A 15607-nucleotide genomic window follows, 5' to 3' on the forward strand; every position below is an offset into this window, starting at 1 on the left:
CATGTCGAATGTTTCTAAAAGTCCCGCGCCGACGCGGGCCAATACGCCGTCGGCGAAGCACCCGGACGGTGCGGCCGATGCGCGCGAGCAGCCGGGCCAGCCGCAGCGCCAGCAGCAGGAGAAGCCGGCGGGCACGCCGGCACACGCGCCGCGCAACGACGAACGGCGCGGCGACGCGCGGCAGTCGGCCGCGAAGGGTGCGCCGCAGCCGACGGGCGAGCGGGCCCCGCGCCGCGAGCGTGCGCCGCGCGCCGCCGTCCCGCCGAATCCCGTTCCGCCGATCACGTACCCGGAAAGCCTGCCCGTGTCGGGCAAGCGCGACGAAATCGCGCGTGCGATCGCCGGTCATCAGGTCGTCATCGTCTGCGGCGAAACCGGCTCGGGCAAGACCACGCAGTTGCCGAAGATCTGTCTCGATCTCGGCCGCGGCCTCGGCGCCGGCGGCACGGGCCTGATCGGCCATACGCAGCCGCGCCGGCTCGCCGCGTCGTCGACCGGCCGCCGGATCGCCGAGGAACTCGGCACGCCGTTCGGCGAGGTGGTCGGCTACAAGGTGCGCTTTACCGACAATCTCGCGCCGGGCGCGTCCGTCAAGCTGATGACGGACGGCATCCTGCTCGCCGAGACGCAGACCGATCCGCTGCTGAAGGCGTACGACACGCTGATCATCGACGAGGCGCACGAGCGCAGCCTGAACATCGACTTCCTGCTCGGCTATCTGAAGGAAATCCTGCCGAGGCGGCCGGACCTGAAGCTGATCGTCACGTCCGCGACGATCGACGCCGACCGCTTCGCGCGCCATTTCGGCACCGACGCGCGCCCGGCGCCCGTGATCGAGGTGAGCGGGCGGCTGTATCCGGTCGAGATGCGCTACCGCCCGGTGGCCGAGGATCGCCCGGCGGTGAAGAACGCCGAGGGCACGGGCGGCCGCGATCGCGTGAAGACCGCGCGCGAAGCCGAGCGCGACCTGATGGACGCGATCGTCGACGCGGTCGACGAGCTGTGCCGCGAAGGCCCCGGCGACGTGCTGGTGTTCCTGCCCGGCGAGCGCGAGATCCGCGAGGCGGCCGAGGCGCTGCGCAAGCACCATCCGCCGCACACCGAGATCCTGCCGCTGTTCGCGCGGCTTTCGGCGGCCGACCAGGACAAGGTCTTCAAGGCGTCGAACGCGCGCCGGATCGTGCTCGCGACCAACGTGGCCGAAACCTCGCTGACGGTGCCGGGCATCCGCTACGTCGTCGACACCGGCCTCGCGCGCGTGAAGCGCTATTCGTACCGGAACAAGGTCGAGCAGCTGCAGGTCGAGTCGATCTCGCAGGCGGCCGCGAACCAGCGCGCGGGCCGCTGCGGCCGCGTCGCGGACGGCATCTGCATCCGTTTGTACGAGGAAAGCGACTACCAGGCGCGGGCGCGTTTCACCGACCCGGAAATCCTGCGCTCGTCGCTCGCGTCGGTGATCCTGCGGATGAAGTCGCTGCACCTGACGGCGATCGAATCGTTCCCGTTCCTCGAACCGCCGCCGGGCCGCGCGATCGCGGACGGTTACCAGCTGCTCAACGAACTCGGCGCGGTCGACGACGACAACGCGCTGACGCCGCTCGGCCGCGAACTCGCGCGGCTGCCGCTCGACCCGCGCGTCGGCCGGATGATTCTCGCCGCGCGCGACCAGCAGTCGCTGCGCGAGGTGCTGATCATCGCGAGCGCGCTGTCCGTGCAGGACCCGCGTGATCGCCCGATCGAAGCGCAGGAGCAGGCCGACCAGGCGCACCGCCGGTTCGCCGACGAGCGCTCCGAATTCCTGCAGTGGCTGAAGATCTGGGCGTGGTTCGAGGAGGCCGTCGCGCACAAGAAGTCGAATCGCCAGCTCGTCGACGCGTGCCGGCAGAACTTCCTGTCGCATCTGCGGCTGCGCGAATGGCGCGACGTCCATTCGCAGCTGCTGACGGTCGTGCGCGAGCACGGCTGGCGGCTCAACGAAGTCGAGGCCACCTACGAGCAGATCCATCTGGCCCTGTTGACGGGGCTGCTGGGCAACCTCGGGATGAAGGCCGACGACGATCCGCATTACCTCGGCGCGCGCGGCATCAAGTTCTACCTGTGGCCGGGCTCCGCGCTCGCGAAGAAGGCCGGCCGCTGGGTGATGGCGGCCGAACTCGTCGAGACGAGCCGGCTGTACGCGCGCTGCCTCGCGAAGATCGAGCCCGAGTGGGTCGAGAAGATCGGCGCGCATCTGCTGAAGAAATCGCTGTCGGAACCGCACTGGGAAAAGCGTCCGGCGCAGGTCAGCGCATTCGAGCGCGCGACGCTGTACGGGCTGCCGATCTACCACCGGCGGCGCGTCGCGTTCGGCAAGCAGGACCCGGCGCGCGCGCGCGAGCTGTTCATCCGCGGCGCGCTGGTCGAAGGCGAGTTCGACACGAAGCTCGCGTTCTTCGCGCACAACCGCAAGCTGCTGGCCGACATCGAGCAGCTCGAGCACAAGTCGCGCCGGCAGGACGTACTGGTCGACGACGAGCTGATCTACGCGTACTACGACCAGGCGATTCCGGAAGGCATTCACACGGGCGCCGCGTTCGAGCGCTGGTATCGCGACGAGGTGAGGAAGGGCGGGCAGGCGGAGGACAAGCAGCGGCTGCTGTACCTGTCGCGCGACGACCTGATGCGCCACGAGGCGGCCGGCGTGACGACCGAGCTGTTCCCGAAGCGCGCGACGATGGCCGGCGTCGAGATGGCGCTCACGTACCACTTCGAGCCCGGCACGCCGCGCGACGGCGTGACGCTCGCGGTGCCGCTCTTCGCGCTGAACCAGGTCGACGCGCGCCGCTGCGAATGGCTCGTGCCGGGGATGCTCAAGGAAAAGGTGCAACTGCTGCTGAAGTCGCTGCCGCAGAAGCTGCGCCGGCATTGCGTGCCGCTGCCCGAGTACGCGGCCGGCTTCGTCGAGCGGATGGGTCGCGAGCGCTTCGGCGCGGGCGGCCTCGTCGAGGCGCTGATCGCCGACGTGCGCGGCGAGACGCAGGTCGCGATGAAGACGGCCGACTTCAAGCTCGAGACGCTGCCCGCGCACCTGTTCATGAATTTCAAGGTGATCGACGAGCACGGCCGTCAGCTCGCGATGGGGCGCAATCTCGCGCAGCTTCGCCAGGAGCTGGGCGCGCAGGCGCAGCAGCAATTCCAGAAGATCGCGGCGGCGTCGACGATCGCGACCGGCGGCGATGCCGAGGCCGGTCAGGCAGGCGGCCAGGCGCCGGCGGCTGCCGCCACGGCCGGTGCCGCCGGCCGCGGCGCGAAGGCCGGCAAGGGCGCGGCGCCGCAGACGGCCGCCCCGGCGGAAACCGGCGCGACGGCGCTGTACGAGAACCTGACGACGTGGAATTTCGGCAAGCTGCCCGAGCTGCTCGAAATCCGCCGGCGCGGCCAGACGCTGTACGGCTATCCGGCGCTCGTCGATCGCGGCACGCATTGCGACGTCGAGGTGTTCGATTCGCCGGAGGAGGCCGCGCGCATCCACCGGGCCGGCTTGCGGCGCCTTTTCGCGCTGCAGTTGAAGGAGCCGATCAAGTTCCTGGAAAAGAACCTGCCGGGCCTGCGCGAGATGGCGATGCAGTACATGTCGCTCGGCACGCAGGACGAGTTGCGCGACCAGCTGATCGACACGGCGCTCGACCGCGCGTGCCTGCAGGACCCGCTGCCCGACGACGACGCGAGCTTCCACGCGCGCCGCGACGAGGGCCGCAGCCGCCTGAACCTGCTCGCGCAGGAAATCGCGCGGCTCGTCGGGCAGATCCTGGCCGAATACGCGGGCCTCGTGAAGAAGCTCGCGCAGGCGAAGCCGTTCGCGCAGGCCCATGCGGACCTGCAGCAGCAATTGACCGCGCTGGTCGGCAAGCGCTTCGTGATCGACACGCCTTACACGCAGCTTGCGCATTTCCCGCGCTATCTGAAGGGCATCGCGCTGCGGATCGACAAGCTGAAGGCCGACCCCGCGCGCGACGCGAAGCAGTCGGCCGAGCTGCTGCCGCTCGCCCAGCAGTACCAGCGCGCGGTGTCGCAGCGCGGCGGCGTCGCCGATGCGCGGCTCGCGGAATTCCGCTGGCTGCTCGAGGAATTGCGGATTTCGCTGTTCGCGCAGGAACTGCGCACGCCGATGCCGGTCTCTGTCAAGCGTCTGCACAAGGTCTGGGAGTCGATGCAGCGCTAGCGCGACATCGGTTTGCCGGCCCGCACCGGCGCCCGCCCGGGGCCTGCACCGCGGCGCCTGCCGCGGCAGCTCGTCCGGCAGGCAGGGCGTGCGTCGAAGTGGCGCAATACCGGCATGGGTCAACCGGAGGGGCCCGCCGAACGTTCTACAATGACTGCTGTTCCACGACGTGAGTCTTCATGCGCACTTTCCTTTCCTTCGGCCGCACGCTTGCGCTGGCCGCCGCCGTGCTGGCGCCCGCCGCACACGCGAATAACGTGATCGTCCTCAATTCGGCCGAAGCGACGCTTTCCCTGATCGACCAGCAGACCCGCGAAGTCGTTTCCACGATGCCGACCGGCAAGGAACCGCACCATTTGATGGCGACGCCCGACAATGGGTCGCTGATCGTCGCGAATTCGGTCTCGAACAGCCTGATGTTCCTCGATCCGAAGACGGGCAAGCTGCAGCGCACCGTCGAAGGGATCGACGATCCTTACCAGCTCGGCTTCTCGCCCGACCGCAAATGGTTCGCGGCGGCCGGCCTGCGGCTCGACCGCGTCGACATCTACGGCTACGACGGCCGCGACCTGCGCCTCGTGAAGCGCGTGCCGCTCGCGGTGATGCCGAGCCACCTCGCGTTCACGAAGGACAGCAAGACGCTGCTCGTGTCGCTGCAGGTGTCCGGCGAGATCGCGGCGATCGACCTGCCGACGCAGACGGTCAAGTGGAAGATGAAGGTCGGCAAGGTGCCGGCCGGCCTGTGGCTCACGCCGGACGACAAATTCCTGCTGGTCGGGATGACCGGCGCGGATTACGTCGCGGTCGTCGACTGGCGCAACCAGAAGGTCGTCAAGCAGATCTACACGGGCAAGGGCGCGCACAACTTCCGCTCGCTCGCCGACGGCACGCACGTCGCGGTCACGAACCGCGTCGCGAACACGATCAGCATTCTCGACGAGAACACGCTCACCAACGTCGGCGACATCACCGGCCTGCTGCCGGGCCCCGACGACATGGAGCTGTCCGCCGACAAGAAGACGCTGTGGGTGACGTTCCGCTTCGCGAAGAAGGTCGGGATCATCGATCTGGCCTCGCGCAAGCTGGTGCAGACGATCGCCGTCGGCCGCTCGCCGCACGGCATCTACTTCTACGACCGCGCGCCGTGGAAGGCGGCGAACGGCGCGTGACGGGCGGAGGCGAGCGATGCTGCACCTGATCGATGCGTTCGTGTCGGACATCCAGACCTGGCTGTACGTCGACGTCGTGCAGCCGCTCCTCTTCAAGTTCAACCTGATGGACTATGACGAGGACACCTACGACGCGCTGTACTGGGTGATCATCGGCGCGCTGCAGATGGTGCTGATGTTCGCGCTGCTGCGCCCGCTCGAGGCGCTGCTGCCGGTCGAACGCTGGAAGAACCGCCGCGCGGTGCGGGTCGACGTGATCTACACGGCGATCTCGAAGCTCGGCGTCTACACGCTGTTCTTCTTCTTCGCGCTGCAGCCGGTGTTCGACAGCTTCCAGGCTTGGCTGCACCTGCATGGCGTCGCGAACGTCAACCTCGACTATCTGTGGCCGGGCGTGACCTCGCAGCCGATCGTCGCATTCGCGATCTACCTCGTCGTGCTCGACTTCGCCGGCTACTGGTATCACCGCTGGCAGCACAAGTTCGGCGTCTGGTGGGAGCTGCACGCGGTCCATCACAGCCAGCGGCAGATGTCGCTGTGGTGCGACGACCGCAACCACCTGCTCGACGACGTGCTTCAGTCGTGCTTCTTCGCGGCGATCGCGCTCGTGATCGGCGTGACGCCGTCGCAGTTCGTCGTGCTGACCGCGGTCACCAACTTCCTGCAGAGCATCCAGCATACGAATGCGCGGCTGTCGTACGGCCGCATCGGCGAGCGCCTGCTCGTCAGCCCGATCTTCCACCGCCGGCACCATGCGGTCGGCTACGGCCACGAAGGCACCAAGTACGGCTGCAACTTCGGCGTGCTGTTCCCGTGGTGGGACATGATGTTCGGCACCGCGTCGTGGAACCGCACGGTCGAGCCGACCGGCATCCGCGAGCAGGTCGAGGGCGTGTCCTATGGCGACGGCTTCTGGTCGCAGCACGGCCTGGCGGTCGTGCGGATCTTCCGGCGCCTGTTTCCCGCGAAGCGCGGCGCGGCGTCGGCCTGATCCCGATCCGTCCATTCTCCCGTTGAACGACGCTTCCACACGGCCCGCATGCGCTTTGGCGCATGCGGGCCGTGTGGTTTATCCTTTCCCCGTTTTTCTCCGTCAATCAAGACTCCATAGGCTCGCATGAACGACTTGCTGCGTTCCTTCGTCCGGGCGCTCGCCAGCGCGCTGCACCCGCGCATGCTGTGGCTCACCCTGATGCCGTTCGTCGTGTCGGCGCTGCTGTGGGGCGCCGTGCTGTGGTTCTCGTGGCAGACCCTGCTGGACCTCGCGCGCGGCGCGCTCGACGGCTTCGTGCTGACGGCCGGGCTGTATCGCGCGTTCGATGCGATCGGCATGTCGCAGCTGCATGCGGTCGTCGCGCCGTTCGTGGTCGTGTCGCTCGCCATTCCGCTGATCGTGCTGACCGTGCTGCTGCTGATCGCGACGATCTCGATGCCGGTCGTGATCAAGCACCTGTCGAACCGGCAGTTCGCGGCGCTCGAGGCGAAGCGGGGCGGCACCTTCTTCGGCAGCGTGTTCAATTCGCTCGGCGCCGCGCTCGTCGGCGTCGTGCTGCTCGTCGTCACGATCCCGCTGTGGCTGATTCCGCCGTTCTTCGCGCTGCTGCCGCCGGTGATCTGGGGCTGGCTCACGTATCGGGTGATGACCTACGATGCGCTCGCGCTGCACGCGAGCCGCGACGAGCGCCGCGCGCTCGTGCGCCGGCACCGCTGGCCGCTGATCGGCATCGGCGTCGCGACCGGGCTGCTCGGCACCGTGCCGACCTTCGTGTGGGTCTCGTCGGTCTGGATGATGGTGCTGTTCCCGTTCGTCGCGGCCGCCATGATCTGGGTTTACGCTTTCATCCTCGTCTTCTCGGCGCTGTGGTTCGGGCACTATTGCCTGCGCGCGCTGGAAGATCTGCGCGCGAGTACGCGCGCCACCGCAATCGACATGGGGCAGGCATGAGTATCGGCATCGTCATCATCGGCGACGAAATCCTTTCGGGTCGCCGGCAGGACAAGCATCTGGCGAAGGTCATCGAGCTGCTCGGCGCGCGCGGCCTCGCGCTCGACTGGGCCGAATACGTCGGCGACGATCCGGCGCGCATCACGGCGACGCTCGCGCGCGCGATCGCGTCGGGCGACATCGTGTTCTCGACGGGCGGGATCGGCGCGACGCCGGACGACCATACGCGCCAGTGCGCGGCCGCCGCGCTCGGCGTGCCGCTCGAGCTGCATCCGGACGCGAAGGCGCTGATCGCGGAGCGGATCCGCGAGACGCACGCCGATCCGGCCACGCCGGTCGATTTCGAATCGCCGGAAAACCAGCACCGCTTCAACATGGGCGTGTTCCCGGCCGGCTCGACGATCATCCCGAACGGCTATAACCGGATTCCCGGCTTCTCGGTCGGCCATCTCCATTTCGTGCCGGGCTTCCCGGTGATGGCGTGGCCGATGATCGAATGGGTGCTCGATACGAAGTACGCGCATCTGCATCACGCGACGCCGCATGCGGAGCGTTCGCTGTACGTATTCGAGCTGCCGGAATCGACGCTCACGCCGCTGATGGAGAAGATCGAGCGTGATTTCCCGGGCGTGCGCGTGTTCAGCCTGCCGAGCGTCGGCGACGCGGAGCGCGGCGGCATCTACGCGCGCCGTCACATCGATCTCGGCGTGAAGGGCGAGCCGGAAGCGGTCGCGGCCGCGTTCGTGAAGCTGCGCGAAGGCGTGCACCTGCTCGGCGGCGACGTCGTCGAGCCCGATACGCCGCGCGCCTGAGCGGCCTGCAACGCTGCCGCACCAAAAGCAACGGGCCGTGCAACGCGGCCCGTCATCGGCATGTCATCGCCCGGCTCGACGATGAGGCTGTCGCAACCGGCAGGCCCGGCGCGCCGTCAGGCGCCGATCCACGGCAGTTTGCGGAAGCACCAGCCGTCGACCGTCTTGCGGTGGCCTTCGGCGTCCTTCGCGCCCTCGAAGCCTTCGAGCAGGTCGAACGCCTTCGTGTAGCCCGCCTGCGCGGACGCGACCGCGGCAAGCTTCGAGCGTGCGGCGCTGCGGCACAGGAACAGGATGGGCGTATCGGCCGGGAGGGCCGCCTTCAGTTCGTTGACGAATTCGGCGTTCGGCACGCCGCCCGGGTAGCGTGTCCATTCGAGGTGCAGGTACTGGCCGTCGCCGACGAGCGGGCGGCCGATCCAGTCGAGCTCGGCGCGCGTGCGCACGTCGACGAGGCGCGCCGACGGGTCGAGCTGCAGCAGTTCGAATGCCTCGACCGGCAGCAGCGCGCCGGCGTAGTTGAGCGCGCCTTGTGCGCGGCGTTCGTCGGCCTTCGCGTAAAGCTGGTCGAGCGTACTCATGGCAGGGAGTCTCCGTATCGGTCAAACGATCATTCTAGCGCGGCGTCGCGGCACGGATGTCCGCATGCGGCACGGTGCGTGCGTCGTACACGCGTTCACCAGAAAGGTGCAGAATGACACGGATGCACCAAAGTGAAACGGCGGGTGCGATAGGCGGTGGGAATTGCACCATGGCGGTGCTTGCGGGGAGCGGCCGGTGCGCCGCCAAGCCCCGGAATCGCGCAGCCCAGCCCCGTCGTGGCGAGCCTCGGCGCGATTCGCGCCGCTCCTGCGTCAAGGTGGCACGGAAGCTGCTAAATAGAATTCGGTCGAATCGGGGCGCGCTGCGCCAAAGCAAGACCCCGGTCAGCTCGATAAACGAGGCGGTTCCCAGTCCGCCGGAATTGTTCAATCAGGAGAAGAGGTTATGAGTAAAACCGTCGCCGACGTCATGCAGCTCGTGAAGGACGAGGACGTCAAGTTTGTCGATTTCCGCTTCACGGATACGCGCGGCAAGGAACAGCACGTGTCGGTGCCGGTTTCGGCGTTTGACGAAGACAAGTTCGAGAGCGGTCATGCATTCGACGGTTCGTCGATCGCGGGCTGGAAGGGCATCGAGGCGTCGGACATGCTGCTCATGCCGGACCCGAGCGCTGCCTTCGTCGATCCGTTCTATGAAGAGTCCACCCTCGTGCTGACCTGCGACGTGGTCGAACCGGCCGACGGCAAGGGCTACGAGCGCGATCCGCGTTCGCTCGCGAAGCGCGGCGAAGCGTACCTGAAGAGCACGGGCATCGGCGACACGGCTTTCTTCGGTCCGGAACCGGAATTCTTCATTTTCGACTCGGTCCAGTGGAACACGGACATGTCGGGCTGCTTCGTGAAGATCAACTCGGAAGAAGCACCGTGGTCGGCCGGCAAGGAATTCGAAGGCGGCAACACGGGCCACCGTCCGGGCACGAAGGGCGGCTACTTCCCGGTCGCGCCGGTCGACACGTTCCAGGACATGCGTTCGGAAATGTGCCTGCTGCTCGAACAGCTCGGCATTCCGGTCGAAGTGCACCACCACGAAGTGGCGGGCCAGGGCCAGAACGAAATCGGCACGAAGTTCTCGACGCTCGTGCAGCGCGCCGACTGGACGCAATGGTCGAAGTACATCATCCATAACGTCGCGCACTCGTACGGCAAGACGGCGACGTTCATGCCGAAGCCGGTCGTCGGCGACAACGGTTCGGGCATGCACGTTCACCAGTCGATCTGGAAGGACGGTCAGAACCTGTTCGCGGGCAACGGCTACGCCGGCCTGTCGGAACTGGCGCTGTTCTACATCGGCGGCATCATCAAGCACGCCCGTGCACTGAACGCGATCACGAACCCGACGACGAACTCGTACAAGCGTCTGGTCCCGCACTTCGAGGCACCGGTCAAGCTCGCTTACTCGGCGCGCAACCGCTCGGCATCGATCCGCATTCCGCACGTGTCGAACCCGAAGGGCCGCCGTATCGAAACGCGCTTCCCGGATCCGATGGCGAACCCGTACCTGTGCTTCACGGCGCTGATGATGGCCGGCCTCGACGGGATCCAGAACAAGATCCATCCGGGCGAAGCAGCGGACAAGAACCTGTACGACCTGCCGCCGGAAGAAGATGCAAAGATCCCGACCGTGTGCGCGGGCCTCGACCAGGCACTCGAGGCGCTCGACAAGGATCGCGAGTTCCTGACGCGCGGCGGCGTGTTCACGGACAGCATGCTGGACGCGTATCTCGCGCTGAAGGAGCAGGAGCTGGCGAAGTTCCGCATGACGACGCACCCGATCGAGTTCGAGATGTACTACTCGCTCTAATCGGCGATGGCGCTTCGATTCAGCGCCGTCATGCCGGTTCGTTCCCGTCGCGCGGCGTGCGGCGGGAACGGCGGAGTCTGAAGGGGACGGCGTCCGGCCGTCCCTTTTTTGTTCCGACGATTTTCATTTTCTGGCCCGGTGAGGCGCGACAAGCACGCAGATGGTTCTGAAGAATCTGATCAAGGCGAAAACGGGGCAGCCCGAACGACTGACGGACGACGAGCGGCTTTCGCGCTCGGGTCTGCTGGCGGGGCTCGAGGCGCTGCCGACGGTCGTGATCGTGCTCGACCGCAAGACGCTGCGGATCGCGTTCGCGAACCCGTCCGCGGAAGCGATGCTCGACATCTCGCGGCGGCAGCTCGCGCAGCGGCCGTGGGGCGAGATTTTCCCGAACGCGAACGAGCTTGCGTCGACGATCACCGCGATCGGCGAGGAGCGCTTTCACGCGACGCACCTCGATACCGTGCTCGACCGGCCCGGCCGTGAACCGCTGCATGTGCACGCGATCGTCGGCTTCATCGAGACCGCGCCCGATTTCGTGCTCGTCGAGCTGTTCGAGAACGAACGGCAGTCGCGCACCGATCGGGAAGAGCGCATCCACGACCTGACCGCGGTCAACAAGCAACTGATCCGCAACCTCGCGCACGAGATCAAGAATCCGCTCGGCGGCATTCGCGGCGCGGCCCAGCTGCTCGAATTCGAACTGGGCGAGCGCGAGCGCGGCGAGTTGCGCGAATACACGCAGGTGATCATCAAGGAGTCCGACCGCCTGCAGACGCTCGTCGACCGGTTGCTGGAGCCGCACCGGCATCCGCATATCGTCGGCGACGTGAACATTCACGAAGTGTGCGAACGCGTACGCGCGGTGATGCTCGCGGAATTCCCGCGCGGGCTCACGATCGAGCGCGATTACGACGTGAGCGTGCCGGACCTGCGCGGCGACAAGGAGCAGTTGATCCAGGCGCTGCTGAACATCGTGCGCAATGCCGCGCAGGCGCTGCGCGAACGGATCGCGCAGGGCGACGCGAGGATCGAGCTGCGCACGCGCATCGCGCGCAAGGTGACGATCGCCAAGCGCCTGTACCGGCTGGCACTGGACTTGCACGTGATCGACAACGGGCCCGGCATTCCGGAAGAGATCCGCGACCGGATCTTCTACCCGCTCGTGTCCGGACGCGACGACGGCAGCGGCCTCGGCCTCACGCTCGCGCAGACGTTCGTGCAGCAACACGACGGGATGATCGAGGTCGAAAGCCGGCCCGGACGTACCGAATTTCAGATTCTGCTGCCGCTCGACCATTGAGCGGCGACAGTGCGATTCACCGGATTTCCCCATATCTGACCGACCTATGAAGCCGATCTGGATAGTAGACGACGACCAATCGATCCGCTGGGTGCTTGAAAAGGCACTCGCCCGGGACAGCTTCGCGACGAAGAGTTTCGCGAACGTGCGCGACGCGCTGGCCGCGCTCGACCACGAGACGCCGCAGGTACTCGTGTCCGACATCCGGATGCCGGGCGGCTCGGGCCTCGAGTTGCTGCAGGCGATGCACGAGCGGCTGCCGGGCCTGCCCGTCATCATCATGACGGCGTTCTCCGATCTCGACAGCGCCGTCGCGGCGTTCCAGGGCGGCGCGTTCGAATACCTCGCGAAGCCGTTCGACGTCGACAAGGCGGTCGAGCTGATCCGCCGCGCGGTGGAAGAAAGCCTGCGCGGCGGCGTGCCGCAGGACGAGCGCGTAACCGAGGCGCCCGAGATGCTCGGGCAGGCGCCCGCGATGCAGGACATGTTCCGTGCGATCGGCCGGCTGTCGCATTCGGCCGCGACCGTGCTGATCACCGGCGAGTCGGGCACCGGCAAGGAGCTCGTCGCACGGGCGCTGCACCGTCACAGCCCGCGCGCCAACGGGCCGTTCATCGCGCTGAACACGGCGGCGATTCCGAAGGATCTGCTCGAATCCGAGCTGTTCGGCCACGAGCGCGGCGCGTTCACCGGCGCGCAGACGACGCGGCAGGGCCGCTTCGAGCAGGCCGAGAACGGCACGCTGTTCCTCGACGAAATCGGCGACATGCCGTTCGACCTGCAGACGCGCCTGTTGCGCGTGCTGTCGGACGGGCAGTTCTATCGGGTCGGCGGCCACAACCCGCTGCGCGCGAACGTGCGCGTGATCGCCGCGACGCACCAGAATCTCGAGTCGCGCGTGCGGCAGGGGCTGTTCCGCGAGGACCTTTACCACCGGCTCAACGTGATCCGGCTGCGCCTGCCGCCGCTGCGCGAACGCAGCGAGGACATCGCGCTGCTCACGCGCCACTTCCTGCAGAAGAGCGCACGCGATCTCGGCGTCGAGCCGAAGCGCGTGTCGGACGACGCGCTCGCGTATCTCTCGTCGCTGCCGTTTCCCGGCAACGTGCGGCAGCTCGAGAATCTCGCGAACTGGTTGACCGTGATGGCGCCCGCGCAGACGGTCGAGATCAAGGACTTGCCGCCCGATCTCGTGCCGGCCGGGGCGCCGGTCGTCGCGTCGGGCGACGGCGCGGACGTACACGGCAGCGGCGGCCACGCGGCGGCGCCTGCCGCGATCGGTGCAACGCCGGTCGCCGCCGCGCCGGTCGCGAGTGCGGCGAACGGCAGCGCGCCGGCCGGCTACCCGCTGTGGGAACACGGGCTTCGCACCGAAGTCGCGCGGTTGTTGCGCGAGAACTCGGCCGACGTGATGGACGAGCTCGCGCGCCGCTTCGAGGCGGCCGTGATCCGCGAGGCGCTCGATTTCACGCGCGGCCGCAAGGTCGAGGCCGCGGAGCGGCTCGGCATCGGCCGCAACACGATCACGCGCAAGATCCAGGAACTCCATCTGGAGCCCTGAGCACGATTCGCGGCATGCGCGGGCCCGCGCATGCCGCGATCGGACATAATCGCGGTTTGCATGCAGCTTGCCATCGCGCCGATCCCCAATGTCCGATTCCTTCCGCTGGCCCGCCGGGGCCGACCCGTTCCGTTTCCTCGAAGCGCTCGACAGCAAGCGTGCCCGCACGTGGGTCGACGAGCAGAATGCGCGCACGCGCGCCGCACTGCGTGACGACGATGCCTATCGCGCGCTGAGCGCGCGTCTCGCGAAAGCGTATCTGCCGCGCGAACGCCCGGTGATTCCGACCCGCTGGCGCGACTGGGCGTACGACCTGTGGCAGGACGATCTCCATCCGAAGGGACTGTGGCGCCGCACGCGCTGGGCCGACTGGCGGGCCGGCCAGCCGGCATGGGAAACGCTGCTCGACGTCGACGCGCTCGGCGCCGAAGAGGGCGAGTCGTGGGTGTTCGAGCAGGAGGCGATCCTGTATCCGGACGGCGATCGCGTGCTGCTGTCGCTGTCGCCGGGCGGCGCCGACGCGGTCGTCGTGCGCGAATTCGATCTCGTCGAGCGCCGTTTCGTCGACGGCGGCTTCACGATCGACGAGCCGGGCCATCACACGGTCGGCTGGATCGATCGCGACACCGTCTACGTGAGCTGGGATCGCGGCGAAGCGCATGCGACCGCGGCCGGCTATCCGTATGAAGCGCGGCGCTGGGTGCGCGGCACGGCGCTTGCCGATGCGCCCGTCGTATTTCGCGGCGAACCCGACGACATCAGCGCGGGCGCGGGCTTCGATCCGATCGACAACCGCCACGTCGCGTGGCGCAGCGTCGATTTCTTCGACGCGCATGCGTACCGGCTGACGGAGGCGGGCGAATGGGCGCGCTACGACGTGCCGACGCATGTCGAGGTCGGGTTCTGGGAAGGCTGGCTCGTGCTGGAGCCGCGCCTCGACTGGGATTGCGACGGCGTGCGCCACGCGGGCGGCTCGCTGCTCGCGATCCGCGAGCAGGCGTTTCTCGCCGGCGCGCGCGAATTCACGACGCTGTTCGCGCCGCGGCCGACGACGTCCGCCTGTACGTGGACGCACACGCGCACGACGCTGATCGCGAGCTGGCTCGACGACGTGCACAACCGCACGATGCTGTGGCAACCGCGGCAGGCCGACGACGGTGCGTGGACGTGGGACGCGCGGCCGTTCGACTGGCCAGGTGATGCACAGATCGACATCGAGCCCGTCGAATCGACGCTGAACGACGAGGTGTACGTCGATGTCGACACGTATCTCGATCCGCCCGAATGCTGGCTGGCCGATCTTGCCGATCGCGCGGACGATGCGCACGCGCGCCGCGTGCTGCTCGACCGGCCGCCGGTGCAGTTTGACGCCGCCGGGCTCGTCGTACGCCGCGCGAGCGCGCGCTCGCGCGACGGCACGGTGGTGCCGTACACGCTGATCGGGCCGCGCGATGCGCTCGACGCCCCGGAAGGCGGGGCGCGCGTCGCGCGGCCGTGCCTGCTGTCCGGCTATGGCGGCTTTGCGATTCCGAATCTGCCGGGCTACAGCGATGCGTTCGGCATCGGCTGGCTCGAACGCGGCGGCGTGATGGCGTTCGCGCACATCCGCGGCGGCGGCGAATTCGGGCCGCGCTGGCACGTCGACGCGCAGCGCGAACACCGGCAGCGTTCGTTCGACGATTTCATCGCGGTTGCCGAGGATCTGGCCGCGACCGGCGTGACGACCGCCGCGCAACTTGGGATCGAGGGCGGCAGCAACGGCGGACTGCTGGTCGCCGCGTGCATGATGCAGCGGCCGGAGCTGTTCGGCGCGGTGCTGTGCCGTGTGCCGCTGCTCGACATGCAGCGCTATCCGAAGCTGCACGCAGGCGCCGCATGGCTCGACGAATACGGCGACCCGGACGATCCGCGCGAAGGCGCGGCGCTGGCCGCGTATTCGCCGTATCACCGGGTGCGCGATGGTGTCGTGTATCCGCCGTTGTTGCTGACGACGTCGACCCGTGACGACCGCGTGCATCCCGCGCATGCACGCAAGATGGCTGCGCGCATGCGGGCGCTCGGTCACGAACGGGTGTGGTACTGGGAGAACACGGACGGCGGCCACGGCAGCGCCGACGATCTGGAACGCGCCGAGTCCGACGCGGCCGAATTCGGCTTCCTGTGGACCCATCTCGGGCCGGCGCCCGCGCGGCGCTGATCGCGCGAGGGCGCTT

At 67.9% G+C, this 15607-nt stretch carries 10 protein-coding genes; 9 read left to right on the top strand and 1 reads right to left on the bottom strand.

Annotated elements, in window-relative coordinates:
- Position 1: 1 nt before the first annotated feature.
- The 5 genes from hrpA to HWX09_RS15340 all read left to right on the top strand — a co-directional run bounded on the left by hrpA (position 2) and on the right by HWX09_RS15340 (position 8127).
- Positions 2-4201 (top strand): ATP-dependent RNA helicase HrpA, encoded by a 4200-nt coding sequence (gene hrpA, locus HWX09_RS15320; RefSeq protein ID WP_027784892.1) that lies wholly within the window; start codon positions 2-4, stop codon positions 4199-4201.
- Positions 4202-4380: 179 nt separating this feature from the next.
- Entirely contained in the window at positions 4381-5370 is a 990-nt protein-coding gene (locus HWX09_RS15325; RefSeq protein WP_027784891.1) for a beta-propeller fold lactonase family protein, read from the top strand.
- 16 nt (positions 5371-5386) lie between these two features.
- A complete protein-coding gene (locus tag HWX09_RS15330) occupies positions 5387-6361 on the top strand; it encodes a sterol desaturase family protein (RefSeq protein ID WP_027784890.1) in 975 nt (324 codons plus the stop codon).
- A gap of 126 nt (positions 6362-6487) precedes the next feature.
- Entirely contained in the window at positions 6488-7315 is an 828-nt protein-coding gene (locus HWX09_RS15335; protein ID WP_027784889.1) for an EI24 domain-containing protein, read from the top strand.
- Positions 7312-8127, top strand: a complete 816-nt coding sequence (locus tag HWX09_RS15340) for a molybdopterin-binding protein (protein WP_027784888.1) — start codon at positions 7312-7314, stop codon at positions 8125-8127. Before HWX09_RS15335 ends, HWX09_RS15340 begins: the two co-directional genes overlap by 4 nt.
- Before the next feature lie 116 nt (positions 8128-8243).
- Here HWX09_RS15340 and HWX09_RS15345 read toward each other — a convergent pair whose 3' ends face one another.
- Entirely contained in the window at positions 8244-8708 is a 465-nt protein-coding gene (locus HWX09_RS15345; RefSeq protein WP_027784887.1) for a rhodanese-like domain-containing protein, read from the bottom strand.
- Between the two features lie 406 nt (positions 8709-9114).
- On the opposite strand from HWX09_RS15345, the gene glnA reads away from it, so the two are divergent.
- From glnA to HWX09_RS15365, 4 genes are all read left to right on the top strand, one after another.
- Entirely contained in the window at positions 9115-10530 is a 1416-nt protein-coding gene (gene glnA / locus HWX09_RS15350) for a type I glutamate--ammonia ligase (protein ID WP_027784886.1), read from the top strand.
- A 160-nt stretch (positions 10531-10690) separates the two neighbouring features.
- Complete coding sequence (gene glnL, locus HWX09_RS15355) at positions 10691-11833, top strand: nitrogen regulation protein NR(II) (RefSeq protein ID WP_027784885.1); 1143 nt, start codon at positions 10691-10693, stop codon at positions 11831-11833.
- A 46-nt stretch (positions 11834-11879) separates the two neighbouring features.
- Entirely contained in the window at positions 11880-13394 is a 1515-nt protein-coding gene (ntrC, locus tag HWX09_RS15360) for a nitrogen regulation protein NR(I) (protein WP_027784884.1), read from the top strand.
- Between the two features lie 88 nt (positions 13395-13482).
- Complete coding sequence (locus tag HWX09_RS15365; RefSeq protein WP_027784883.1) at positions 13483-15591, top strand: prolyl oligopeptidase family serine peptidase; 2109 nt, start codon at positions 13483-13485, stop codon at positions 15589-15591.
- Positions 15592-15607 lie beyond the last annotated feature (16 nt).

Source organism: Burkholderia sp. BCC1208, from assembly GCF_902833095.1.
Lineage (GTDB): Bacteria > Pseudomonadota > Gammaproteobacteria > Burkholderiales > Burkholderiaceae > Burkholderia.